Source organism: Enterococcus sp. GPZ-007 (assembly GCF_059374735.1).
This window is the reverse complement of record NZ_JCAFYN010000002.1, coordinates 81,525-105,663: the sequence shown is the minus strand read 5'-3', so window position 1 is coordinate 105,663 and position 24,139 is coordinate 81,525. Positions and strand designations below refer to the sequence as shown.

Annotated in this window: 24 protein-coding genes; 3 read left to right on the top strand and 21 right to left on the bottom strand. The window is 39.9% G+C overall.

The features are described 5' to 3' along the window. Positions 1 to 8: 8 nt before the first annotated feature. The 3 genes from AC4J95_RS02225 to thmT form a co-directional block, all read right to left on the bottom strand. Complete coding sequence (locus AC4J95_RS02225; RefSeq protein ID WP_494548429.1) at positions 9 to 2,135, bottom strand: penicillin-binding transpeptidase domain-containing protein; 2,127 nt, start codon at positions 2,133 to 2,135, stop codon at positions 9 to 11. 369 nt (positions 2,136 to 2,504) lie between these two features. After that, positions 2,505 to 4,445, bottom strand: a complete 1,941-nt coding sequence (gene thrS / locus AC4J95_RS02220) for a threonine--tRNA ligase (RefSeq protein WP_494548428.1) — start codon at positions 4,443 to 4,445, stop codon at positions 2,505 to 2,507. 383 nt (positions 4,446 to 4,828) lie between these two features. Continuing rightward, entirely contained in the window at positions 4,829 to 5,008 is a 180-nt protein-coding gene (gene thmT / locus AC4J95_RS02215; protein WP_494548427.1) for a 2-hydroxymuconate tautomerase, read from the bottom strand. Positions 5,009 to 5,349: 341 nt separating this feature from the next. Here thmT and AC4J95_RS02210 point away from each other — a divergent pair, with 341 nt between their 5' ends. The 3 genes from AC4J95_RS02210 to helD all read left to right on the top strand — a co-directional run bounded on the left by AC4J95_RS02210 (position 5,350) and on the right by helD (position 9,183). Further along, positions 5,350 to 5,760 carry a VOC family protein gene (locus AC4J95_RS02210; RefSeq protein ID WP_494548426.1) on the top strand — a complete coding sequence of 137 codons (411 nt, stop codon included), beginning with the start codon at positions 5,350 to 5,352 and terminating at the stop codon, positions 5,758 to 5,760. 17 nt (positions 5,761 to 5,777) lie between these two features. Next, positions 5,778 to 6,644 carry a VOC family protein gene (locus AC4J95_RS02205; protein WP_494548425.1) on the top strand — a complete coding sequence of 289 codons (867 nt, stop codon included), beginning with the start codon at positions 5,778 to 5,780 and terminating at the stop codon, positions 6,642 to 6,644. A 250-nt stretch (positions 6,645 to 6,894) separates the two neighbouring features. Then, positions 6,895 to 9,183 carry an RNA polymerase recycling motor HelD gene (gene helD, locus AC4J95_RS02200; protein WP_494548424.1) on the top strand — a complete coding sequence of 763 codons (2,289 nt, stop codon included), beginning with the start codon at positions 6,895 to 6,897 and terminating at the stop codon, positions 9,181 to 9,183. A gap of 555 nt (positions 9,184 to 9,738) precedes the next feature. Here the strand turns inward: helD and AC4J95_RS02195 are convergent. The 18 genes from AC4J95_RS02195 to fabF all read right to left on the bottom strand — a co-directional run bounded on the left by AC4J95_RS02195 (position 9,739) and on the right by fabF (position 24,139). Continuing rightward, the gene (locus tag AC4J95_RS02195) at positions 9,739 to 10,458 is read right to left on the bottom strand and encodes a YebC/PmpR family DNA-binding transcriptional regulator (RefSeq protein WP_494548423.1); all 720 of its coding nucleotides are present in this window, start codon (positions 10,456 to 10,458) and stop codon (positions 9,739 to 9,741) included. Between the two features lie 72 nt (positions 10,459 to 10,530). Beyond that, a complete protein-coding gene (locus AC4J95_RS02190; protein ID WP_494548422.1) occupies positions 10,531 to 11,670 on the bottom strand; it encodes a nucleotidyltransferase in 1,140 nt (379 codons plus the stop codon). A gap of 218 nt (positions 11,671 to 11,888) precedes the next feature. Then, positions 11,889 to 12,617 carry a class I SAM-dependent DNA methyltransferase gene (locus AC4J95_RS02185; protein ID WP_494548421.1) on the bottom strand — a complete coding sequence of 243 codons (729 nt, stop codon included), beginning with the start codon at positions 12,615 to 12,617 and terminating at the stop codon, positions 11,889 to 11,891. Next, entirely contained in the window at positions 12,617 to 12,973 is a 357-nt protein-coding gene (rsfS, locus tag AC4J95_RS02180; protein WP_316403405.1) for a ribosome silencing factor, read from the bottom strand. The genes AC4J95_RS02185 and rsfS overlap by 1 nt, the downstream gene beginning before the upstream one ends. 33 nt (positions 12,974 to 13,006) lie before the next feature. Then, entirely contained in the window at positions 13,007 to 13,603 is a 597-nt protein-coding gene (yqeK, locus tag AC4J95_RS02175; protein WP_494548514.1) for a bis(5'-nucleosyl)-tetraphosphatase (symmetrical) YqeK, read from the bottom strand. Then, entirely contained in the window at positions 13,593 to 14,228 is a 636-nt protein-coding gene (locus AC4J95_RS02170) for a nicotinate-nucleotide adenylyltransferase (protein ID WP_410470531.1), read from the bottom strand. The genes yqeK and AC4J95_RS02170 overlap by 11 nt, the downstream gene beginning before the upstream one ends. A gap of 36 nt (positions 14,229 to 14,264) precedes the next feature. After that, a complete protein-coding gene (yhbY, locus tag AC4J95_RS02165; RefSeq protein ID WP_016180655.1) occupies positions 14,265 to 14,576 on the bottom strand; it encodes a ribosome assembly RNA-binding protein YhbY in 312 nt (103 codons plus the stop codon). Positions 14,577 to 14,609: 33 nt separating this feature from the next. Continuing rightward, positions 14,610 to 15,719 (bottom strand): ribosome biogenesis GTPase YqeH, encoded by a 1,110-nt coding sequence (gene yqeH / locus AC4J95_RS02160; RefSeq protein WP_494548420.1) that lies wholly within the window; start codon positions 15,717 to 15,719, stop codon positions 14,610 to 14,612. Further along, positions 15,720 to 16,244 (bottom strand): YqeG family HAD IIIA-type phosphatase, encoded by a 525-nt coding sequence (locus tag AC4J95_RS02155; RefSeq protein WP_316403369.1) that lies wholly within the window; start codon positions 16,242 to 16,244, stop codon positions 15,720 to 15,722. A 143-nt stretch (positions 16,245 to 16,387) separates the two neighbouring features. After that, complete coding sequence (locus tag AC4J95_RS02150) at positions 16,388 to 17,122, bottom strand: amino acid ABC transporter ATP-binding protein (protein WP_316403402.1); 735 nt, start codon at positions 17,120 to 17,122, stop codon at positions 16,388 to 16,390. Between the two features lie 18 nt (positions 17,123 to 17,140). Continuing rightward, positions 17,141 to 17,830, bottom strand: a complete 690-nt coding sequence (locus AC4J95_RS02145) for an amino acid ABC transporter permease (RefSeq protein WP_316403368.1) — start codon at positions 17,828 to 17,830, stop codon at positions 17,141 to 17,143. Positions 17,831 to 17,842: 12 nt separating this feature from the next. Beyond that, the gene (locus AC4J95_RS02140) at positions 17,843 to 18,688 is read right to left on the bottom strand and encodes a transporter substrate-binding domain-containing protein (RefSeq protein ID WP_494548419.1); all 846 of its coding nucleotides are present in this window, start codon (positions 18,686 to 18,688) and stop codon (positions 17,843 to 17,845) included. 276 nt (positions 18,689 to 18,964) lie between these two features. Then, complete coding sequence (locus AC4J95_RS02135; protein ID WP_494548418.1) at positions 18,965 to 19,750, bottom strand: acetyl-CoA carboxylase carboxyl transferase subunit alpha; 786 nt, start codon at positions 19,748 to 19,750, stop codon at positions 18,965 to 18,967. After that, positions 19,750 to 20,616, bottom strand: a complete 867-nt coding sequence (gene accD / locus AC4J95_RS02130; protein WP_494548417.1) for an acetyl-CoA carboxylase, carboxyltransferase subunit beta — start codon at positions 20,614 to 20,616, stop codon at positions 19,750 to 19,752. Before accD ends, AC4J95_RS02135 begins: the two co-directional genes overlap by 1 nt. An 11-nt stretch (positions 20,617 to 20,627) precedes the next feature. Next, the gene (locus AC4J95_RS02125; protein WP_494548416.1) at positions 20,628 to 21,992 is read right to left on the bottom strand and encodes an acetyl-CoA carboxylase biotin carboxylase subunit; all 1,365 of its coding nucleotides are present in this window, start codon (positions 21,990 to 21,992) and stop codon (positions 20,628 to 20,630) included. A gap of 6 nt (positions 21,993 to 21,998) precedes the next feature. Further along, positions 21,999 to 22,421, bottom strand: a complete 423-nt coding sequence (gene fabZ, locus AC4J95_RS02120; protein WP_216409738.1) for a 3-hydroxyacyl-ACP dehydratase FabZ — start codon at positions 22,419 to 22,421, stop codon at positions 21,999 to 22,001. Positions 22,422 to 22,433: 12 nt separating this feature from the next. Beyond that, positions 22,434 to 22,910 (bottom strand): acetyl-CoA carboxylase biotin carboxyl carrier protein, encoded by a 477-nt coding sequence (gene accB / locus AC4J95_RS02115; RefSeq protein ID WP_494548415.1) that lies wholly within the window; start codon positions 22,908 to 22,910, stop codon positions 22,434 to 22,436. A gap of 2 nt (positions 22,911 to 22,912) precedes the next feature. After that, on the bottom strand, positions 22,913 to 24,139 hold the full coding sequence (gene fabF, locus AC4J95_RS02110) for a beta-ketoacyl-ACP synthase II (protein WP_494548414.1): 1,227 nt from the start codon (positions 24,137 to 24,139) through the stop codon (positions 22,913 to 22,915).

Below are 24,139 nucleotides of genomic sequence, written 5' to 3'. Positions count from 1 at the left end.
CCTTAACTTTATTGTACGCCATATGTGTCTGCAAATGCATTTATTATGTCTTTTGCGATTGCTTTGTTCGTATCATCGTGTTCCTCGTCCAAGTTTGGCAGCATTACACTGATAGCTACTTGAGGATTATCGTGAGGTGCATAAGCCACAATGTTACTATTAATCGTGTTCACCGCTTGACCATTGACCGATACCACTGTTTCGGCTGTCCCTGTTTTAGCAGCCGGATCAAGCTTGGCAGATGCTAAATCTTTTGCGGTCGTATAACCATCCGTTCCATGTACCGCTTGATAGAATCCTTGTTTGATGATCCCCATTTGCTCAGCTGTAATGTTAACTTGGTCAAGTTTTTTACCAGTGATTTCCTTTTGGAGCTCACCCAAACCACCGCTATCATTGTTCCCATAAATTCCTTTAACCACATGAGGTGATATTCTAGTACCGCCATTCGCAACAGTCGATGCATATTGCGCTAGCTGCATCGGAGTATACGTATCATATTGGCCAAATGACAGGTCGAGTAAATTCCCGCCACCAGGAGCATTTTTCGTTCCGAATTGCTCATTGACCAAACCAGGTGATTCATTCGGCAAATCAATCTGTGTCTTCACACCCATACCGTATTCTGCAAAGGCCTTGCGTAATTTATCATACATTTCTTTAGAAGATGCACTCTCGGGCAAAGTCATTTCTTGTTGATATTGAACTCCCAGCATGCGTAAGACAATTTGCATCATATATGCATTGGAAGACCATTCTAACGCTTTTACTGTATTCAACGGTATCTGATTTCCTAAAGATTTGTTATAGATAGATCCTTTTAGTGCTGTTCCAGCTAATTTAATTGGTTGATCTATTAAAGTATCATTTCCAGTGATTACCCCAGTTTGATAGCCGGCGGTCACCGTTCCAGCTTTTACAACCGATCCTGGTTCAAATGCACTGGTGATCGTTCCTAAGGTGTTTTCTTCGATTTCTTTACTATTCATATCATGAGTGAAACCGGTCATGGCTAACACTTCTCCAGTATTAGGGTTCATTGCAACCGCGTAAGCACCTGGTGAGTATTTCGCCACTCCGCTATCGACTAATCCTTGATAATGCTTTTTCAGAATATCTTCAACTTTTTTCTGGAAATCACTGTTAATAGTCAAAACGACGTTGGAACCTTTTTCACTTTTTTTGATTTCCTTTTGTTTTTCAATGGTCCCTTGATTGTTCAAAGTCACTTGGAACTCGCCTTTTTTACCTTGAAGCTCTTCTTCATATTGCTTTTCTAAATAACTCTTACCCACACGGTCATTACGAGCATAACCTTTTTTCAACAAAGCATCCGCTTCTTCAGCCGGCAACCCTTCTTTTTCAGTGGTGATTGTGCCTAAGATACTTTTCAATGAGCCCTCTAGGTCATCGTTATATTTGCGATCCCAATCCATCCCTACGGATACACCCGGCAGATCTGAAGCACGTTCAGCAACCACTGCCAATTCTTCATCAGTCACACCATCATTTTTGATGAAAACCGTACTAAGCTCTGCCGCACTATTCATCCGTTTGAAGATCGTAGCAACCTTTAGCTGATCTTCGCTAAATTGAATCTCGCTGTCTTTAACCTTGTCGACCAATTTTTGATATTCATTTGAAGTATCAAGGTTTTTTTCTTTAAAAGATAATCGATCTTCCGCTTCTTTCAAATGATTCTTATCAGCCAACCAATAATCTTTTTTATCACGGGCAGTCAGATTCTCATCTGCTGGCACGTCAATCAATTTATCAAGTTCGTTTGCAATGTCAAGAATTTCATAAGCTTTCATTGCACTTCCCCGAGTGAAAGTAATCGCGCGATTAGCAGTATTTTTTACTAAAGCTGTTCCCTTAGCGTCATAAATCTCGCCACGAGGAGCATTTTCTTTCACTGTAATCGTAGTTGATGCTTTCATTTCAGCTTTCATTTTATCGCCTTCAACGATTTGGAGATACCCTAATCGCGTGACCAAAATGACGAATAGACCAAAAATGACAAAGAATAAAAAATTCAATCTAAATGGGATATGGCTTTTATTTTGATTACGGCCCTTTTCGTCCGCGAGTCTCAATTTATCAAAAAATTTCTTAAATGGATTCGTTATTTTCATTCATCTGTTCCTTCCACTTTGACAGTTACTTGTCTTATTGTAGCCGAAAAAAAGATTTTTCAAAAGGATTAATCGTAGTTCCTTTAATATAGTTTAAGAACTTTACCTTCTTTTATAGATAAATACTAAATTGTTTCACAGTCGTATGATAAAAATTTAAGTTGACGTTCTATATTGCGTAAAATGACTATCTTAATCTGATACAAAACTCATTTTTCGTGAAACAATCCATTTTATATTTTTCTGTGGAAAACTCCAAAATTTTAAAAAGCCAGTATTACGCATTTTCTTTAAAAAGTTTTCCACAAATGAATTTTTGATTTCTCCAAAAATAAAAAAATCCGGCGAGAAAAACTCACCGGAAATTTCTTAGTTGCGACTCATATTATCGATATCATCTTTAATCACGTCAACAAACATATTCAAATCTTGTACTTCTTGTTCTTCACTGCCATAGCGGCGAACATTAACTGAAGCATCATTCATTTCCTTGTCCCCAATTACTAATAGGTAAGGAATTTTTTGTGTCTGTGCTTGGCGGATTTTATAACCAAGTTTTTCGTTACGGTCATCGACTTCGACCCGAACACCTTCACGAACTAGGCGGTCCTTCACTTCATAAGCGTAATCTCCATGATGTTCTGGTGAAACTGGTAAGATCGCAACTTGTTCTGGTGCCAACCAAGTTGGGAAAGCCCCTTTGTATTGTTCAATCAAGTAAGCAGTGAAACGTTCCATCGTTGAAACGACGCTGCGGTGAACAACGACTGGACGATGTTCTTTTCCATCTTCACCGACATAAGTTAGATCAAAACGTTCTGGTAATAGGAAGTCAAATTGGATAGTTGATAGTGTTTCTTCAGTTCCTAATGCTGTTTGAACTTGGACATCTAGTTTAGGACCATAGAAAGCTGCTTCTCCATCTGCTTCAAAATAATCAAAACCTGATTCATCCATTACTTCCTTCAACAAACGTTGAGAATTTTCCCACATTGCATCGTCATCGAAATACTTTTCAGTATTTTCTGGATCACGATAGCTTAAACGGAAACGATAATCTTCAAATCCAAAGTCTTTATAAACTTCTAGGATCAAGTCTAACGTACGACGGAATTCTTCTTTGATTTGATCTGGACGAACAAAGATATGCGCGTCATTCATTGTCATTTCACGAACCCGTTGTAAACCAGATAAAGCACCAGATTTTTCATAACGGTGATCCATTCCAAGTTCAGCTAAACGAATTGGCAATTCACGGTATGAATGAATATGATTTTTATAAATCATCATATGATGCGGACAGTTCATTGGACGCAATACTAATGATTCTTCCCCATCTCCCATATCCATGATTGGGAACATATCTTCTTTATAATGATCCCAGTGACCAGAAGTTTTGTACAAACCAGTATCTGCTAATACCGGAGTATAAACGTGTTCATAGCCCATTGAGATTTCTTTATCAACGATATAACGTTCAATAATACGACGAATTGTCGCACCTTTCGGCAACCAGAAAGGCAACCCTGAACCAACTTCTTGCGAGATCATAAATAAATCTAATTCTTTACCAAGTTTACGATGATCACGTTCTTTGGCTTCTTCGCGCATTTTTAAGAAATGATCTAGATCCGCTTGATTGAAGAATGCAGTACCATAAACACGTTGCATCATTTTGTTGTCAGAATTTCCGCGCCAGTATGCGCCGGCAACAGATAATAACTTGAAAATTTTGATTTTTCCTGTTGATGGGACATGTGGTCCACGACATAAATCAGTGAACTCACCTTGTGTATAGGCAGTGATTACTTCGTCTTCTGGCAAATCAGTAATCAATTCTACTTTGTAAGGATCATAGCTGAAGAAATCTAACGCTTCTTGACGACTCATTACTTTGCGCTCAATTGGCAGATTTTCTTTAATGATCTTTTTCATCTCTTTTTCGATTGCTGGAAAATCTTCTTCGCTGATTTGTTCCCCGTCTCCATTATCAGTATCGTAATAGAACCCTGAATCAATCGCTGGGCCTACACCGAAATGCATATTTGGGAATAGGCGGCGGATCGCTTGCGCCATTAAATGTGCACTTGAATGACGAACGAGAGGTAAAGCTTCTTCATCTTTATCAGTCACGATTTTTAATTCCGCATCTTCTTCGATTGCACGATTTAAATCCTCCAGCTCACCGTTTACCACGACGGCTAATGCTTTTTTTGCTAATGAGCTAGAAATACTTTTCGCAATCTCTAAGCCAGTAACACCATTGTCAAACTCTTTTGCTGATCCATCTGGAAATGAAATTTTTACCATCCTGTAGTTCCCCCTTGAAATTATTCGATTGATAATCAGAAAGATTTCTCGTACTCCTTCAATCTTATTGCCAAAGAAGCTAGTTCGAGAAACAATACACGAAAAAAAGTCCTAGTACCGAAATCGGTACTAGGACGAATAAACGTGGTTCCACCTAATCTTTGGACAGGATTTCTGTCCCTCACAAGCGATAACGGCGCTGTCCGCTCCTGCATTTGACAAGAGTCTTCTGAAAGTGGTCATCCCTTGTGCTTGTTTGGAAAAGTTTCAGCCATGCTTTTCCTCTCTGATAAACAGCCTTCAAGTTCAGGTGTCTTTCTTCATCAATCAATTACATGGTCATTATAAACACTTATTGATTCGAAATGCAAGCATAATATTGATTATTTTTTCCACTTTCCGCCCTGTGCATATTTCCCTTTTTGCATTTCATTGATGATAACATGAATGTTCTCTTTGGGTGCTCCGGCAGTTCTTGAGACTGCTTCAGTTACTTCTTGTACCATCTTGGTCAGTTGTTCCTCTGTTCTTCCTTCGATTAGTTCAATGTGGACAAATGGCATACAAATCGCTCCTCTATTTTTTCTTTCAATCGTCTCATTTTACCACAATTAACTACCAGATGAGATTTTTTAGACGGAGGAGCGATTTTTCAGACCACTAAATAATCTTTTTTTATTCACTAGAAACAACCATCCCATAGATACCAGAAAAGGATCGATCGTTACTGTTACCCTCGGGCAATCATAAATTTTTCCATCGTACTTGCTTCCCTCTTGTCCTTTAAATCCAAGCATAAATAGTTTTACGATTACGTAATAATTTTTCGTATCTTGCGAGGCAGATCGTTATTGATAGCCCTTTCTTCGTGGTAAAGTAGTGTCATAAGAATGGGGGAAATATTATGGATATCTATTTGCATTTTAAAGACCAAGCAGCTGAAGCAATTGCCTTTTACGAAAAAGTTTTTCAAACTGAACCGCCACAAGTTATGACTTTTGGACAAATGCCCCATGATAACGAGCATCCTGTCGACGATAGCATCAAAGATCTAGTATTAAACTCTAGCATAAAAATAAATGATACAAATGTTATGATCTCTGACAGTCCAGAAGGTATGGCGCCTCCTATAATCGTTGGAAATAACGTTGCTTTAGTTTTTAATGCAGTATCGGCTGACGAAGCGACTGATGTTTTTCAACAACTATCAAATAAAGGCGCGGTTTTATTACCGCTTGAAAAAACTTTTTGGGCCGAATTATACGGGATGGTCAAAGATCAATACGGAGTTATGTGGCATATCAATCTTTACTAATGAGAGGATGGTACTACATGGAACACCAATTTGGATGTTGTCTTTGGTTTGATGGGCAGCTAGACCAAGCTGCTGATTTTTATTCAACAGTTTTTGAGGATAGTAAAATACTCGATGAAACTCATTTTATTACTGATGAGCATGGTGAAATCGGTGATTTATTAACAATCACGTTAGAATTAGCTGGATGTGAATTTCTTTTGCTAAATGGCGGCGATGCCTTCAAACCAACTCCTGCAGTTTCCTATGTTGTAAACTGTGAAAACAAAGATCAGCTTCATCAAGTTTGGGATCAATTGAATCAGGATGGAGAAACGCTGATGCCTCTTACTGATTATCCTGAACTTGGCATGTTTGGCTGGACGAATGATCGCTTCGGGTTTTCATGGCAAGTTCGTTTGGGGGATAGTTTACAAACAATTATTCCTTGTATTATGTTTGCCAATAATAATTACGGACTGGCGCAAGCGGCAATCGATGAATGGATCGCTGCTTTCGGCGGAAAACAGAATTTTGTGATAAAGGGAAAGGATGATCGTTTACGTGCGGCTGGTTTTCAGCTTCGCGGTCATGATCTAATCATCATGGATAGTCCAGAAAAGCACGATTTCGAATTCACAATGGGAAACTCCTTCTATTTTTATTTAAAGGACCAAACAGATATCGATCAGGTTTGGGAGTCCATCACCAAGGAGGGCAAAGAATGGCCTTGCGGCTGGATGGAAGACCGTTACGGGGTTTACTGGCAAACGGCCAATCAACAACTGTTGGATTGGACAAATGATCCTGACACCGAAAAAGCCCAACGAGCTACCCAAGAAATGTATAAAATGAAAAAAATTGATCTTGCTCAAATCAAACGGGCGCATGATGGAATCAAATGAAACTAATACTTATTTAGAAATGTGTGCGTTCATATCTCTTTCTATTAGGAGAGATTATGAACGTTCACTTTTTTTGTTCATTATAAAAGAGCCATCATTCCCACAAGTGGTGCGTATAATATCTAGGTAATTATTAAGTGAAAACCTGAATAAACACATTAAGCTCACCCTTTTGCTTCTCTTTCGCTTTATGTGCTATACTATTATGCTGTTATAAGCAAATTGACGGAAAATTAAAGGGGGATGCTCAATGAACGCAAGAGAGTACGAACAAGAGCACGTCCAACAGACAAGCGCTTTTATCCAACAGGAAATAGCATTTTTAGACAGCCAAAAGAAAGAAACAAAAGCGAAATTTTATACCGACATGTTAGAAAATGCTGGTCAACGAATTCAAGGTGGCTCTTTTGAAGCACTGGCAGAAACTATGGCTGAGACACGGCAGCATGAAGCAGAATTGCTTTTACGCTATCAAACCTTTGCTTCACAGGAAAAGCGACAAAAAGTTCTTAAACTAATGGGAGATAACCCTTATTTTGCTCGAATTGACTTCAAAGAAGATCAAGAGACTGAGACGCTTTACTTAGGAATCGCCTCTTTACGCGATACAAAAGAGGAGACTGTTGTCATTGACTGGCGGGCTCCAATAGCGAATCTTTATTACGAAGGAACTTTGGGACAAACACAATATGAAGCACATGATGCTATTATTCCGATCGAATTATTACTGAAGCGTCAATTTAAGATTCGCGAGGGTCATATATTATCAATGGTAGACACATCAGAAGCAATCAATGATGATTTCCTATTAGAGATTTTGGATGAAGCCTCTTCGAATCATATGAAAAATATTGTAGCTACGATCCAACAATCACAAAATGAAATTATTCGCGATACAAGAAGTAAAGTTTTGGTAGTAGAAGGAATAGCCGGCAGTGGAAAAACTTCTGCCTTGCTTCAGCGTGTTGCTTTTCTGCTGTATCACAATCGGAAATGGCTAGACAATGAGCAGGTCTTATTATTTTCACCGAACCATATTTTTTCTGATTATATTTCGACGGTCCTACCGTCACTTGGTGAAAGCGGCATACCAACTGAGACGTTCAAAACATTTTTAAGCGCTCTGTTACCGACCTACCAAATTCATACTGAAGAAAGCCACGAAGAAGTCTTTCTTTCTGGACAAGATGATCGAGTATTGCGAGCAAAGAGCAGCTTCGCTATCGTTCAGGAACTATATAAATACGTTGAGCGTATTTCTGATTTAGGTCCGCTCTTCCGCGATCTTAAGTTGAACCAGAATGTCTTAATATCTAAGAAGCAAATTCGCAACTGGTACCAAGAAGCTAATCCAGAATTGCCGATGTACCAACGAATGCAGCTACTCCAAACAAAACTTTTGAAAAAAATCGGTGGCCTAGAAAAAGATGAAATGAAGAAGGATTGGGCGAAGAAAGCAGCAGATGAATTGGTCGAAGCTGTGTTTGTAAATAATCCTGATATGGAAGATTCAGAAAAAGCCGAACGCCGTTTACGTCGACAGATGGCGCAAAAAGTCGTGCGAAAAAAAATGCGCCCGATACGAAGAGCGATCAATCGTTTTAGTTTCGTTAACTATGCTAAGCAGTATTTACACTTCCTGCAAAATATTCCTAATAATTTATTGACTCACTATCAATTGACCCAGGAAAATTGGAAAGATATGCTCGATGAACTATTAACTGATTTTAAACGGAAAGATATCAGCCTGGAAGATGGCACTTTGATGTTTCTTTTAATGAAATCCATTCATCCACTAGATGTGAAACAAAAAGCCCGTTTTATTTTTATTGATGAAATGCAGGATTTCTCACCTGCACAAGTAGCCTTACTGCGCCATTTATATCCGAAAGCAACCTATACCCTATGTGGTGATCTGAACCAAAAGGTATTCGGTAATGAAAGTATGGTGCATTCACTAGAAGAGATTTTTCCTGATCAGTCATTGACTCATTTTGAACTGACTACGAGTTACCGGTCAACTGAAGAGATCACAAACTTTGCAAATCAATTCTTAACACAAGAGAATCGCGTCGAATTGACCGCTCGTGTGGGAGATTTACCAAGAGTCTATTATGCCAGTGAAGCTGGTGGAATGGTTAATGGCTTGATCCATCAAATCGAAGAAACTGCTGAAATGGCTAAATACTGGCGAACAGCAATTATCGCTAAAACAGTGGAAGAGTGTCAGGATCTCTATGATCAATTAACACCTAAGCAAAAAAATCAAGTACAATTACTGACTGACGAAGAAGACTTTATGAAAAAAAGTTTGATAATCATACCTACCTATTTAGCAAAAGGGTTAGAATTTGACCGTGTCTATGCTTGGAATATTTCACCTGAGAATTATCATACTGAACAAGACAAGCTGATTCTTTATACTGTTTGTACTCGAGCAATGCACGAACTGAATTTACTCGTTATTGGTGAAAGAAGTCCCCTGCTAGAAATGATTCCAGAAAATCTTTATGTTCAGGAGTCACTGACTGAGAAATAATCGAAAAAGCCGAACAACAGCTGCTATCATTTTGCTAGCTGTCGTTCGGCTTCTTTTTTGTTCGTCATTTTCAAAAAAAGTTTTGACTAAGCAACTTGATGTCGCCGGAAACTTCTGACTGTTCAAGGAACTGTGATAAGTATCAATACAATATAAACATTCTCACTAATAGCGAGAGGATTCGGCGTCTAACCACCAAATGTATAGGTGATTTGGGCTATGTATTTCATGTTTAATTGAACTCCCAGCAGATTTACTAACAGATCAGATAATACTGAGTCCATTGACTTAGGAACAATAAACGGCGACTTCAGCAAAATAACATCAGTGATCAATACCGGAATCGGTGTTGTCATTTTTGATGATAAGAACGGTGGAAAAAGACTTGATCTAGAACGCTATTTTTTGTAACCGCTAATTAGTGTGCAGCTAGCTCAGATTTGCAGATTTCATTTTCTCGTGCTGATAATTCAGCTACACAGTCTGTTCCTCAATTAGTAAAGTTTTCGAAAAAAGATCAGAAAGAATCATGCAAGATTCTTTCTGATCTTTTTTCTAATCGTCTAATTCAACATTATGATAGACTTGTTGAACATCTTCTAATTCATCCAGTGCATCAATCATTTTTTCAAATTTCTCTAAATCTTCACCAGTCAACGTTACTTCATTTTGCGGGATCATTTGCATTTCAGCCATCGAAAATTCAGTAATACCTTTTTCCTTCAATACTTCTTGGATCGCGTTGAAGTCTTCTGGTTCACCGTAAACGATGATTTGACCTTCTTCGTCTATTACATCGCGCACGTCAATTTCTTTATCCATTAAGTATTCTAGGATTTCGTCAGCATCTTCACCTGTAAAACCAAATAAAGCAGTATTGTCAAACATATAAGCTACCGCACCAGAGACACCCATGTTCCCGCCGTTTTTACCAAAAGCGGCACGCACATCTGAAGCTGTACGATTCACGTTATTCGTCAATGCATCGACGATTACCATTGATCCATTTGGTCCAAAGCCTTCATAACGTAATTCTTGGAAGGTTTCGTCTCCAGAACCTTTTGCCTTTTCAATTGCTCGATCAATAATATGCTTTGGTACGTTATACGTTTTTGCACGTTCAATAACGAAGCGCAATTTTTGATTGGCATGCGGATCAGGTTCTCCTGATTTTGCTGCCGCATAAATCTCAATTCCAAATTTAGCGTAAATTTTACTATTGTTTGCATCCTTCGCAGTCTTTTTAGCTACGATATTCGCCCATTTACGTCCCATGTTTTCACTTCTCTTTCGTTAATTTCATACTTTCCCATTATAACGACTCTCCTGCGCTTTGAAAAGTATTTTTTATACACGAATCGGAAATCGCCCGATCGTTTGCTCTTGCGGGTGAATCAATTGATAAATCTGATCGACACGATAAGTCAAAAAATGTTTTTCTTTCTCATTCTGCCCTATCTTTGCAGCAACTGGCATCGTAAATTGCTTTTTCTTCTCATTTAGATAGGCTTGTCCCTTTGTGGTAAAACCTAAAATATGCAGCATCGAGTTTTCTTGTTCAACCTTTATTTCAGCTTCCTTAACCTGCAATAAAACATAAGTTAAGAGACGTTGTAATCGCGGTTGTGTGTAGCGCTTTGTACTAATAGACTTGATATACTCAGAAAACTGTTCTGCATCCTGTTCTATCAAACGATGCTCCAAGCCTTCCTTCATCTGATAAATTCCTCGAAGGTTTTCCAATGAACTTGCCCGTAACTGATAATTCAAATATGGCCAAAAGTCCCCCCATGAAATGTGTGTGTGATTCAACTCGTCTTGGGTCTCAAAGGGAACAAAACCGGAAATATCCTCACCCGCTAATACAGCCTGGCGAATCCCAGTGGCACTCGCAAACTGATCAATAACTAACTGCTCATCATGATAGCCTTGATCTTTTCGCACCAACGGAAAGATTTCCATTGGTGGATCATAGGTTGCATTTTCTTTGGCATAGCTCAAGCCTAAAATATGATTAGGTGGAAAATTTTGTGCCTTCGGATATAGACGAGAAACGACCTCCGCCATTTTTTCAGGATAACTCCAGCCAATCGGCAGTTCATGAAAGAGCCGATCGATTGCAGCTTTCTCTTCAATAAAAAAACGGCCATAGTCTGCATAATCAAAAGAGGAGTCGCTATCAGTACCAAAACACAGAGCATTGCATTTCAAAGCTTGTAATAGCTTGATGCTCCCTTTAGCAAAATAATCCGCTGATTGTACTGCCCAAGAAAATGGCAGCTCGACAACTAGATCCACGCCATTTTTTAAAGCTGCTTCAGCACGGGCCCATTTATCAACAATCGCTGGTTCTCCACGCTGTAAAAAATTGCCACTCATAACCGCAACGACAATATCGGATTGACTCAGCTCTCGCGCCATTTTAGCATGATAACGATGTCCGTTATGAAATGGGTTATACTCTACGACGATCCCACAAGCTCTCATGCTCATCCCACCTTTCGATAAAGTTTAAAATAATTATTGTCCTTGTACTCAAATCAGTTCATGTCATTTCTAAGGTTAGTTCTTCGGTCAAACAATCACATAGTGTGTGACAGAGAGAAAAGATATTTGTATTTTTGTTCCATTTCCAAAACAGGAAAAGCAAACTAAGCCCAGCACGCTTTAAGCTGAACGAACAAAAAAACCGAGATTGCTCTCGGCTATTTTTGACAGACAAAGAACCAGCGTTTACTTTTCTCGTTTGGTGCCTCATCTGAGAAATCCGCAAAGACCTCGGTTTTAAAACCTGTCTCAGTCAACATCTGTTGATACAGTTCAATTGGATATGTTCGCTCCTTGTGCAGTTCATCGAATCGCTCAAACATTTCGCCGTCTTTTTTTACAAAGAAAGTCAAAAAGTGTTCGATGCTATGCATTGAATCCCCACGATAGCTATCCCAAAGAAAGGCAAAATCTTCGGTCTGATCATGAAAACTATACTCTGGAAAAACTTCATCTATTTGATAAGTCGAATGAACATCAAAAATAAATGTTCCGGCATCTTCCAGCAATTGATAAACACCTTCAAAAACTTGTTTGACCTGTGTCGCATCTTGCATGTAGCAAAGTGAATCCGAAAAACAAGTCACAGCTTGGTACTTACCAATATCAGTTAGATCAAGCATATCACCCGCGATCCAGTTAATCGAGAGATCCTCTTGAAGCGCGCGGTCACTAGCTAAAGTCAGCATTTCTTCCGATAGGTCTAAACCAGTCACATCAAACCCGTTCTTAGCGAATTCCACGGCTAATGCTCCGGTTCCACAAGCTAGTTCCAAAACCTGGTTTGTTGTCTCGGGCAGATGGCGTAGTGAAAAACTCAGCCATTGCTGATACAACGAATCATCCATCACCTCATCATAGACAAAGGCAAATGTTTCATAGGCCATTAGTCTAACCACGCATCAATATTTTCAAGTGGAGCGTCTGACCATAATTTTTCTAAATTATAAAATTCACGTTCAGAAGTACTAAAGACATGGACGATCAGGTCGCCTAGATCGATTAGGACCCATTTTCCGCCATCTTTTCCTTCAACACGTTTTACTTCAACGTTTGCTTCTTCCTCTTTATCAATGATCTCATCGACGATTGCATTGATTTGACGATCCGAGTTCGCTGAACAAATCATGAAATAATCCGCCAATAATGAGACTTGAGAAACATTTAATGCCACGATATCAACCGCTCGTTTCGAATCGGCTGCCTTCACGGCGATTTCTAACATATTTTTACTATCTATGATAATTCTCCTCCTTAAAATTTACTGCTATTATTATTATTGTATTCCAGCGACCCAACGATTATAAGTCTTGATCGTTTTGGGATAAACTGGACTTTCTGCTTCGACTAAATGAGCCAATGTGTGTTTGGTTTCAAAGGCCACCGCTTGATCTAAATCACTAAAAGCGATGACTCGTGCATCTTCTACACCGGGAAAATTCCTACCTGGTTCGATATAATCCGCTACATAAATGATTTTATCTAGCAAAGTCATCTCTGCCGCTCCTGTGGTATGTAGGCGAATGGCATTTAAGATCTCTTCATCCGTAATCTCTAGTTCACGAGCAACAAAATCAGCCCCGACAAGCCCATGCCAAATAGCATTTCCGTATTTCAACAATTCCTTTTTGTCCTCGTACTCGCCTTGGTCGATTGCCAGCTGAAATTCTTCATCAGTCCGTTCCTTGGCATAATCATGGGTCAAAGCAGCGATGCTTGCCTTCTCAGGCGATTCACCGTAACGTTCAGCTAAAGCAACAGCTGTTTCCTCCACGCCTAAAACATGTTTGAAACGGCGTTCACTCATCCTCATTTGAACAGCCTGCATCAAAGCTTCACGATCCAGCGCTGTATATTCATCGCTATATTTCATCAAGATATAGTCCTTCTTCCGTAATATACTCCCGCACTCGATCTGGAACGAGATAGCGGATCGAACAACCTTGCTTAACTTGTTTGCGAATATAGGAAGATGATAACTGAATCTCAGGGACATCGACCCATATAATTGGATACGGACTTTCTGTTGAGTAGCCTGCACGTTTCACTCCGACAAAATTTACCAGACGAACCAATTCATCGATCCGATGCCATTTCGGCAGATATGCAACTTCATCCCCACCGATAATAAAGTAATACTCAGTATCAGGATTTTCGACTGTCATCTCCAACATCGTATCAATCGTATAGCTTTTGCCTTTACGTGTTAATTCCCTAGTATCCACTGACAAAAAAGAATTGTCTTCAATAGCAAGCTTTGCCATCGCCAATCGATGCTTACTATCGATCGTTTTCTTTTCATCTACATGAGGCGGCAAATAACTTGGTAGCAAATGTACTTCATCAAATCCCATTTTTTGTCCGACCTGTTCCGCGATCATTAAATGCGCGTGGTGAATCGGATTAAAATTCCCCCCTAACAGTCCTACCTGCTTCTTCGGCATCGTAGTATCCGTCATTGGTTTAACTTTTGGAATCGTTAAGACATCTTGATACAACAGTTATTCCCCCTCGTTCTTTCGTAAAAATAAGGCTTAAATTCCTTGAACTTCTTTTGAAATTTTTTGATACTTTTCTTTGCTTGACGCTTTATATAAAACCAATACACGTCCGATAATTTGAACGATCTCGCAATTGATTTTTTCTTCTAAGACATGTGCTACGTCTTCAGCAATCTCATCGGTATTTTGTAATAAATTGATCTTAATCAATTCTCTTTTTTCCAACGCTTCATTAATCTGAACGATCACTGCGTCATTGATCCCATTTTTACCAATTTGAAAAATCGGTTGCAGGTGATGAGCCTGACTACGTAAAAAACGCTTTTGTTTTCCTCTTAATTCCATTAGAACTCTCCTAAAATAAATTTCTTATGCTACTTAGATCAATGCTTTGCGGGTCAGAACATCGACCCCTTTTGGTGCCCAACCAGCAACAACAGCTGGCTTTGTCACTGTCACCCAACCAAGTCCTGCAAAAACAATATCTGTTTTTTCCTTAATTGAAAATTCGAAGCGGACTAGTTCAGGAAAATCCTCTACTTCGTCAGGGCGAGGCGGCTGTAACAATCCACCAACATGCTTTTCATAAAATGCATCCGCCTTCTCTAGTTTCGTCCGGTGAGGCTCAATGTCATTCGAAACATACGCGACAAATGATGCACGATCTCCTTGAATGAAATCAAAACGAGCCAAGCCGCCTAAAAACAATGTTTGACCAGCATTTAACTGATAGACCTTCGGCTTGATCTCTTTGTGAGGTGCGATGATCTTTAGGTCCTTTTTCCCAAGATAATGAGCCATCTGATGACGATGGATAATCCCTGGCGTATCAAACATGAAATGACCATCGTCCAATGGAATTTCGATCTTATCTAAAGTCGTTCCTGGAAACTGCGAGGTCGTGATCAAATCTTGTACACCCGCGGTTTGTTTGATGATTTGATTGATCAATGTCGATTTACCAACATTAGTAACACCGACTACATAAACATCGCGACCATTACGGTATTCTTCGATTTTCTCTAGTAACTCGGTCATTTCATTTGATTTCCGAGCACTGGTCAATAAAATATCAACCGGACGCAAGCCCTCTTCGTGAGCGCGTTCCCGCATCCATTGGGTTAATTTCCCGCGTTTTAATGACTTAGGCAATAGATCGACCTTGTTGCCAACTAATAACACTGGATTATCCCCCACAAAGCGGTGCATCCCGGGGATCAGTGACCCGTTGAAATCAAAAATGTCAACCACATTAACAATCAAAGCATCTGCTTTGCCTAATTCGTTCAACAAGCGTAAGAAATCATCATCGGTTAATGAGACATCTTGAATCTCATTATAGTGACGTAGTCGAAAACAGCGTTGACAATAGACCTCTCCACTCTCTAGGCCTTTTTCCAAAGCCGATTGCGGAGTATAACCTAGTTCATTGGGATGTTCGGTTTGAATCTTTGCGCCGCAGCCGATACAAAATAATTCTTCTTCCATTTATAGTTCACTCTTCCATTTCATCTCAGGATCTTTACGCAACAAAACATGCATCACTCGACGTTCAAAAAAACGATTAATCCGTGTGTTCCAGCCATCTGTGTTCAGAATCGGACGGACGAGAATACTGCGGATGCCTGCTGCACTCGCACCGCGAATGTCAGTCATCACTTGATCTCCGATCATGACGATCTCATCTTTTGATACACCCAACTGTTGCTGTGCATTCTTGATTCCCACCGAAAAAGGTTTCATTGCCCGTGCGACGAAGTCTAATTTAAAGCTTTCTAATGCTTTTGCCACGCGGCTAGCTTTATTATTTGAAACGACGACCACAGGAATACCTGCTTCATCCATCATTTTTAACCAATCAATAAGCTCTTTGGTCCCATTGGGATTGTTCCAAGCAATCAGCGTGTTATCCAAATCAGTGAGAACTGCCTTAAATCCATGAGCTTTCAATTGTTCCGGGGTTATTTGATAAATGGCTTCGACCATCCACGTTGGTTTGAATTTGTCTAACATGGCAACTCCTATATCCTTATTTTACATAGCTTTGTTTTACACATCTACAAAACCTGATTATAACGCAAATACGTTTAAAACTCTACATTTGAGAACAAAGGTTTATAAAAAGACTAGGCATTCTCTGCCTAGTCTCAATAATTTTATAATACTTTTGATAAAAAATCGATTGTGCGAGGATTTTTTGTCTGATCAAAAACTTCTTCAGGTGATCCTTCCTCTACAATCACACCGCCATCCATGAAGAGTACTCGATCCCCAACCTCTTTCGCGAAGCCCATTTCATGGGTAACGATCATCATGGTCATTCCTTCTTTCGCCAACTGCTGCATGACTTCCAATACATCACCGACCATTTCGGGATCAAGCGCTGAAGTTGGTTCATCAAACAGCATCACATCCGGCTGCATAGCTAAAGCACGCGCAATAGCGATCCGTTGTTGCTGTCCGCCGGATAACGATTGTGGATAGGCATCAGCTTTTTCGGAAAGGCCAACTTTTTTCAAAAGTTCTTTTGCGACTTTTTCCGCATCTGTTTTCGAAAGACCTTTTACCTTAATCGGTGACAATGTGATATTGTCTAAGACGGTCATATTGGGAAATAGATTGAATTGTTGAAACACCATTCCCATTTTTTCTCGCGTTTTAAAAATATCATTTTTTTTATCGGTAATGTCCGTTCCTTCAAATCTGATTGTGCCAGAAGTTGGGACTTCTAACAAATTGACGCAACGTAAAAAAGTACTTTTGCCGGAGCCAGACGGGCCGATAATTACGACCACTTCTCCGGGAGTAATCTCTGCGGATATATCTTTAAGAACCTCGTTATCCCCAAATTTTTTATTTAAATGTTCGATTTGAATCAATGCTTCTTTCATCCTACTCACCTCTGCTCCTTATCGCTGATAACCTTTTCCTAGTTTTTTCTCCCATAAATTGACTAAGCGGGATGTGATGAAGGTCATCACGAAGTAAACAACCGCTGCGACAATTAATGGTTCTAAAGGAATATAAGAATTTGAAACAACGATTTGCGCAGATCCCATCAATTCATTGATCCCAATCGTTGCAAGCAAAGATGAATCCTTGATCAAAGTAATAAATTCGTTCCCCAAAGGCGGTAAAATATTTCTCAATGCCTGTGGCAATATCACATAACGCATTGTTTGAGCTGGACGCAGACCTAGTGAATGAGCGGCCTCCGTTTGACCAAAGTTCACAGCTGTGATCCCGCCACGGATGATTTCTGCAACATAGGCGCCAGAGTTTAATGAAAGAACAATCATCCCTGGAATCAAACGATTCAAACCAACGGACAATACGCCAACATCTAAATCGGTTGAAGGGAAAAATCTCTGTAGAATCAAAAAACCGATCGTGATTTGCAATAACATCGGAGTACCGCGAAGCACTTCGATGTAGATATTCGCTAACCAATTTAACGGTTTATGTTTAGATAGTTTCAACAGTGCCATGGCCAAACCGATCAAGGTTCCCAGACAAACTGTCACAAGCGAGATAATCACAGTGATCCCCGCCCCAGAAACGAAGTAAGATAAGTATTTATCTAAAAAAGAAAAGTTCAAAACGTGTTTCCTCTATTCTTCTGCTGATTTTTCGGCTAACTCATGATTTTTTTGTACATACTCATCGATCTTGCCTTCATCATTCAATTTTTTGATGATTTTATTGATCTCTGTTTGTAATTTATCACTGCCGTCTTTTGGTAGAGCGATTGCGAAAGCTTCATCTTCATTTGCTTTCAAATCGATATTTGCGATCATCAAATCCGGATTTTGTTGTACATAAGATTCTGCGATCGTTTTTTCTACCACCATCGCATCTAATGAGCCGCTGTTTACTTCGATCACCATGTTTGGAACCTTTTCGATTGATACTAGTTTAGCATCTTTGATTTGGTCTTTTACGACATCTTCTTGAATCGAACCTTTTTGTGCCCCAACATTTTTATCCTTTAATGCATCTAAGCTGGTAAATTTGTCTTGATTCTTTTTATTGATAATCACTACTTGTGGTGGATTATAATAGTTATCGGTAAAGTTAAATTGTTCTTGACGTTCCTTTGTCGCAGAAATCGCTGAAATGGCGATATCAGATTTGCCTTCTTTAAGTGAAGCTAAAACAGTATTGAAGCTCATATCAGAGACTTCTGCTTTGACACCTAATTGTTTGGCAATCTCATTGACCAAATCGACATCGGCTCCCACGATTTTATCTTTCCCATCTACCATGGTATGAAACTCAAAAGGTGCATAGTCCGCAGATGTCGCAACTTTTAGCACGCCCGCTTTCTTAATTGCTGCTAATTGATCTTCTGATTTTGCATTTGATGATGAATCAGCAGTATTATCGCTGCCTCCGCCACATGCTGCTAAAGTAAATAGCGCTACTAATGTCATAACTAAGCCGGTAATCTTTTTCATCCTAATTCCTCCTATTTGTTGAATGCTTTTTTCAATGAATTTATTATAGCATGAAATTTTCATAAAACAAGTATTTTATTGTATAAATATTAAGATAAATTTGAATATAGTGCAAATTAATGTATATATTCAGTTTTCATATGAATAAATATTTCGTGTTCACTATTTTCATAACCAGTAATCTTTGTTCTCATTTGTTTAAAAGTAAAAAGCAAGAAAATCTGATCAATGACCAATTTTTCTTGCTTTTCATCGTATCCATAGTAGCCTAATTCTCTAAAACTTTCGGAAACGTTGATATCTTTTTTCAACCAATTCCTCGGTTGAATACTGAGCTAGCTCAGTAATTTTCTCAATCAAGGATTTCTTCATCATCCGTATGATTTTATCCTCGCTAAGCTTTTTACCTTTCAACGTCTCAGGGATCACTCGGTCAATCACATCCAGCTCCAATAGTTCTGCCGCAGTGATCTTCATGAGCTCCGCCGCTTCATCAGCACGTTTACCGTCTTTCCACAGGATAGAAGCAAACCCTTCTGGTGAAAGAATCGCATAAATGCTGTATTCCATCATCCATACTTCATCAGCAACCGCTAAAGCAAGCGCGCCACCGCTGCCTCCTTCTCCTGTCACAATCGAAATGATTGGTACTTTTAAATCGGACATCTCCATTAGATTGCGAGCAATCGCTTCGCCTTCGCCACGTTCTTCTGCTTCAACACCGCAGAATGCTCCAGGTGTGTTCACAAAGCAAATCACCGGTCGCTTAAACTTCTCGGCTTGCTTCATCAAACGTAAGGCTTTACGATAGCCTTCTGGGTTGGGCTGACCAAAATTGCGTGCCATATTTTCTTTCAAATCATTCCCTTTTTGAATCCCAATAACTGTGACTGGTTTGCCAGCAAGATTGGCGATACCGCCAACGATTGCAGGGTCATCACCGAATAATCGGTCTCCATGGAACTCTTGAAAATCAGTAAAAATCTTTTCAAAATAATCAAGACTAGTTAAGCGATTCTGATGCCTCGCCAGTTTTACGATTTCTCCAGCAGTAAGACTCATTAGTCACACCAGCCTTTCTGTTGATGAAATGCTAATAATTGCGACAATCGTTCTCGTAAAGTCATCCTCGGAACGATTTGATCAATAAATCCATGTTGTAAAAGAAATTCGGCTTTTTGGAAATCATCTGGCAGCTGCTGACGAATCGTTTGCTCAATCACTCGTCGACCGGCAAAACCAACTAACGTTTGCGGCTCAGCTAAAATAATGTCCCCCTCCATCGCGAAACTGGCGGTTACCCCACCCGTTGTCGGATCTGTTAAGACAGTAATATATAACAATCCGGCATTACTATGACGTTTGACCGCAGCCGAAATTTTAGCCATCTGCATCAGAGAAAATATCCCTTCCTGCATCCGAGCTCCTCCTGAAGCGGTAAATAGAACAACAGGTAATTTTTCGGAAGCCGCTTTTTCGAAAAGTCGAGTGATTTTTTCACCGACGACTGTTCCCATGCTACCCATAATGAAGTTCGCATCCATTACACCAATTGCTACTGCTTGTTCATTGATTGTAGCTTTCCCAGTTAAAACTGCTTCATCCAAACCAGTTTTTTCTTTCATTTTTTCGATTTTAGTCAAGTAATCAGGAAAATTAATCGGATTTTTCTGAGATAAATCTTTATTCCAATCAACGAAGCTCTTTTCGTCGATCGTCAACGCCAATCGCTCCCAAGCACTAATCCGGAAACTATAACTACAATGAGGACAAACCTTTTCAGCACCAATCTCTTTTTTGTATAGCGTCCGTTTGCAGTTTGGACATTTTGCCCACATATCATCAGGCACAGTCGGCTTCGTCGTTGGCACACTATCGCGGTTAGGATTGATCCGAATGTAGTTTTTTTTCTTATTAAAAAGGCCCACCTAAATTCCTCCTACTCGCTTTGTTGCCACTCTGGTAAAAAGGTTTTTTGTAAGAAACTTGTATCGTAGTCTCCGAATAGAACACTTGGATGGCTGATCAAGTCCATTTGAAATTCAACATTTGTGATGACTCCATCAGAAACAAATTCACCTAGAGCACGCTGCATCTTCATCAACGCATCAAAGCGATCTTCTCCATGAACAATAATCTTTGCAATCATTGAATCATAATACGGGGGAATTGTCACCCCACTGTACATCGCGCTATCCACTCGTAGACCAAGACCGCCGCTAGGTAACAACAGGGTTTTGATTTTTCCTGGTGAAGGCGCGAAATTAAATGCAGGATTCTCTGCGTTGATTCGGCATTCAATAGAATGGCCTTGGAATTTCACGTCAGATTGCTTTAAACCTAATGGTTCGCCAGCCGCAATTTTGATTTGTTTTTTTACAATATCAATGCCTGTGACCATCTCAGTAATTGGGTGCTCCACCTGAATCCGTGTATTCATTTCCATAAAATATAAGCTGCCATCTTCATCTCGCAGGAATTCTATGGTTCCAGCACTTTCGTAGTTTACTGCTTTTCCAGCCTTAACAGCGATGTCGCCCAGCATTTTACGGGTCTCTTCACCAATAACTACAGAAGGAGCTTCTTCTAATACCTTTTGATTATTTCGCTGTAATGAACAATCCCGTTCACCTAAGTGGATCACATCACCTTGCTGATCCCCTAAAATTTGGACTTCGATATGACGAGCTGGATAAATAATTTTTTCCATATACATCGAATCATCACCAAAAGCCGCTTTTGCTTCAGACTTAGCCGATAAAAAATGCTTTTCTAGTTCGCTTTTTTTAGGGACTTTACGAATTCCTTTACCTCCGCCGCCGGCAGCAGCTTTCAACATGACTGGATAACCGATTTTATCAGCAAGCTTTTCTGCTTCTTCTAACGTATCGATCGCTCCGTCACTGCCAGGAATTACTGGTACACCAGCTTCTTGCATCAATTGCCGTGCGTGGATTTTATTTCCCATCGCGTCAATCGTTTTTTCACTAGGTCCGATAAATTTGATATTGCATTCAGCACACATTGTGGCAAATAAACTATTTTCTGACAAAAAACCAAAACCCGGATGAATCGCTTCGGCATTCGTCACGATCGCTGCACTCAAAATTTCTTGCATATTCAAATAGGAATCGCTTGAACGGGCAGGCCCGATACAAATTGCTTCATCCGCCATCTCTGTGTGCAGTGCTTCTTTATCTGCCTCAGAATAAACCGCGACGGTCTGAATTCCTAATTCACGACAGGCACGGATGATTCGTACAGCGATTTCGCCACGATTGGCGATCAAAATTTTTGAAAACATAGACATCTATCCAATCATAAAAGTCAGTTCTGCTTCAGCTACTTTTTTTCCATCGACATAGGCGATGCCTTTTCCGCAACCTGCTGAAGAACGAACTTTTGTTAATTCTACTTCTAAAACTAAAGTATCTCCTGGTACAACTTTTTTACGGAACTTCGCTTTGTCGATTCCGCCAAAGTAGGCTGTTTTTCCTTTAAATTCATCCATTGATAATAATGCGACAGCACCTGCTTGGGCCATTGCTTCAACAATCAATACACCTGGCATGACAGGCTCGTGAGGAAAATGCCCTTGGAAAAATGGTTCATTAACCGAAACATTTTTCTTGGCTTTGATACTTTTTCCTGCTTCTAATTCTTCCACGCGATCAATTAACAGCATTGGATAGCGATGCGGGATGATTTCTTTGATTTCTTCGATCGTTAACATTTTCTTTCTCTCCTAACTAATTCGGAACAATGGTTGCCCGTATTCAACAACATCTTCATTTTCCACCAAAATTTCAGTAATTGTTCCATCAAAATCACTCGTGATCTCATTCAGTAATTTCATTGCTTCAATAATGCAGACTGTTTCGCCCTGCTTCACTGTATCGCCGACAGATTTATAAACATCTTGTTCAGGCGACGGCTTTAGATAGATAATCCCAACGATTGGCGAGGTAATCACTTGTCCTTCACCATTAGCTGCAGCAACAGGAGCTTGAGTTTTTTCTGACTCCGAAGTAGGTGCAGCAGTTGTCATCGGTGTTACTGGTGCTGGTTCTACTGATTGCTCTGGTTGTGACGCTGTCATCGTTTGACGATTCGTCTGATTTTTATTCATGTATAGCTCAAAACTGCCTTCTCGTAAATCAAATTCGGTTAGTTTTGAATCATTGAATTGATTCAGCAGTTCTTTGACTTCGTTGATCTCCATTTTTAATCCTCCCAGCGTTTCAAACAGATCACAGCGTTGTGACCGCCAAACCCTAGAGAATTACTTACAGCGTAATTGACTGGTGTTTCTTTTGCTTCATTCACAACAACGTTTGCTTTGATTTCTGAATCTACTTCTTGAATATTTGCAGTCGGCGGGATGAACTGATGTTGAATAGCCATCAATGATGCTACCGCTTCAACTCCACCAGCTCCACCTAATAGGTGCCCTGTTAAGGATTTTGTACTGCTGACATAAGCATTTTCAGTCAATGCCGCTTCGATGGCTTTGCTTTCAGCTTTATCATTCGCCTGTGTACTTGTTCCGTGAGCGTTCACGTAGTTTACATCAGCTGGATCGATACCGGCTTCTTTAACTGCTTCAGTAATTGCTCGTGCTGCACCTTCACCATCTGGGGATGGCGCAGTCATATGGTAAGCATCACATGTTGCTCCGTATCCAACGACCTCGCCAAGAATGTTTGCGCCACGTTTTTGTGCGTGTTCTAAAGATTCTAAAACTAAAACACCAGCGCCTTCACCCATCACAAAACCATTACGATCTTTATCAAATGGGATAGAGGCACGAGCTGGATCTTCTGAAGTACTTAGTGCAGTCAGAGCCGCAAAGCCAGAAATACCAATCTTGTTGATACAAGATTCCGCACCACCAGCGATAATTACATCAGAATAACCATGCTTGATATTCCGGAAAGCTTCACCAATCGAATGTGTTCCGCTGGCACAAGCTGTTACCGTACTTGTACAAATCCCTTTAGCACCAATACGCAAAGCAACATTTCCTGCCGCCATATTTACAATAGCCAACGGTACGAACATTGGCGAAACACGTGCCGGACCTTTTTTATCCATTTTAATTACTTGATCCTGGATCGTTCCTAGACCTCCAACACCTGAACCAATCATGACGCCAAAGCGCTCCATATCTTCTACTTCAGTGTTGATCCCACTCATTTCTAATGCTTCAAGTGCAGAGTAGATGGCATACAATGAATAAGTTTCCATCCGTTTCGTATCTTTTTTAACAAAATATTTTTCCAAAGGGAAATCTTTCACTTCAGCTGCGACTGAGATGCCCGTTTCGCTAGCATCAAAGCGAGTGATCGGACCAAATCCGTGATTTCCTTCTTTTAAATTCTTTAAAAACGTTTCTTCGTCATTTCCAATTGGTGAGGCAACACCAAAGCCTGTAATTACGACACGATTCAT

Excerpts from the sequence above, each read along its gene's own strand:
- AC4J95_RS02205 (WP_494548425.1), top strand. The coding sequence starts at position 5,778 with ATGGAACACCAATTTGGATGTTGTCTTTGGTTTGATGGGCAGCTAGAC.
- AC4J95_RS02140 (WP_494548419.1), bottom strand. The coding sequence starts at position 18,688 with ATGAAAAAGATTACCGGCTTAGTTATGACATTAGTAGCGCTATTTACT.
- AC4J95_RS02125 (WP_494548416.1), bottom strand. The coding sequence starts at position 21,992 with ATGTTTTCAAAAATTTTGATCGCCAATCGTGGCGAAATCGCTGTACGA.
- helD (WP_494548424.1), top strand. The coding sequence starts at position 6,895 with ATGAACGCAAGAGAGTACGAACAAGAGCACGTCCAACAGACAAGCGCT.
- fabZ (WP_216409738.1), bottom strand. The coding sequence starts at position 22,421 with ATGTTAACGATCGAAGAAATCAAAGAAATCATCCCGCATCGCTATCCA.
- yhbY (WP_016180655.1), bottom strand. The coding sequence starts at position 14,576 with ATGGAATTAAGAGGAAAACAAAAGCGTTTTTTACGTAGTCAGGCTCAT.
- fabF (WP_494548414.1), bottom strand. The coding sequence starts at position 24,139 with ATGAATCGTGTCGTAATTACAGGCTTTGGTGTTGCCTCACCAATTGGA.
- yqeH (WP_494548420.1), bottom strand. The coding sequence starts at position 15,719 with ATGGAAGAAGAATTATTTTGTATCGGCTGCGGCGCAAAGATTCAAACC.
- AC4J95_RS02190 (WP_494548422.1), bottom strand. The coding sequence starts at position 11,670 with ATGAGAGCTTGTGGGATCGTCGTAGAGTATAACCCATTTCATAACGGA.
- yqeK (WP_494548514.1), bottom strand. The coding sequence starts at position 13,603 with ATGAAATATAGCGATGAATATACAGCGCTGGATCGTGAAGCTTTGATG.
- AC4J95_RS02185 (WP_494548421.1), bottom strand. The coding sequence starts at position 12,617 with ATGGCCTATGAAACATTTGCCTTTGTCTATGATGAGGTGATGGATGAT.
- AC4J95_RS02210 (WP_494548426.1), top strand. The coding sequence starts at position 5,350 with ATGGATATCTATTTGCATTTTAAAGACCAAGCAGCTGAAGCAATTGCC.
- AC4J95_RS02195 (WP_494548423.1), bottom strand. The coding sequence starts at position 10,458 with ATGGGACGTAAATGGGCGAATATCGTAGCTAAAAAGACTGCGAAGGAT.
- AC4J95_RS02135 (WP_494548418.1), bottom strand. The coding sequence starts at position 19,750 with ATGAGTCTTACTGCTGGAGAAATCGTAAAACTGGCGAGGCATCAGAAT.
- thrS (WP_494548428.1), bottom strand. The coding sequence starts at position 4,445 with ATGGTAAAAATTTCATTTCCAGATGGATCAGCAAAAGAGTTTGACAAT.
- thmT (WP_494548427.1), bottom strand. The coding sequence starts at position 5,008 with ATGCCATTTGTCCACATTGAACTAATCGAAGGAAGAACAGAGGAACAA.
- AC4J95_RS02150 (WP_316403402.1), bottom strand. The coding sequence starts at position 17,122 with ATGAAAGAAGCATTGATTCAAATCGAACATTTAAATAAAAAATTTGGG.
- AC4J95_RS02155 (WP_316403369.1), bottom strand. The coding sequence starts at position 16,244 with ATGTTAGACAAATTCAAACCAACGTGGATGGTCGAAGCCATTTATCAA.
- accB (WP_494548415.1), bottom strand. The coding sequence starts at position 22,910 with ATGGAGATCAACGAAGTCAAAGAACTGCTGAATCAATTCAATGATTCA.
- AC4J95_RS02225 (WP_494548429.1), bottom strand. The coding sequence starts at position 2,135 with ATGAAAATAACGAATCCATTTAAGAAATTTTTTGATAAATTGAGACTC.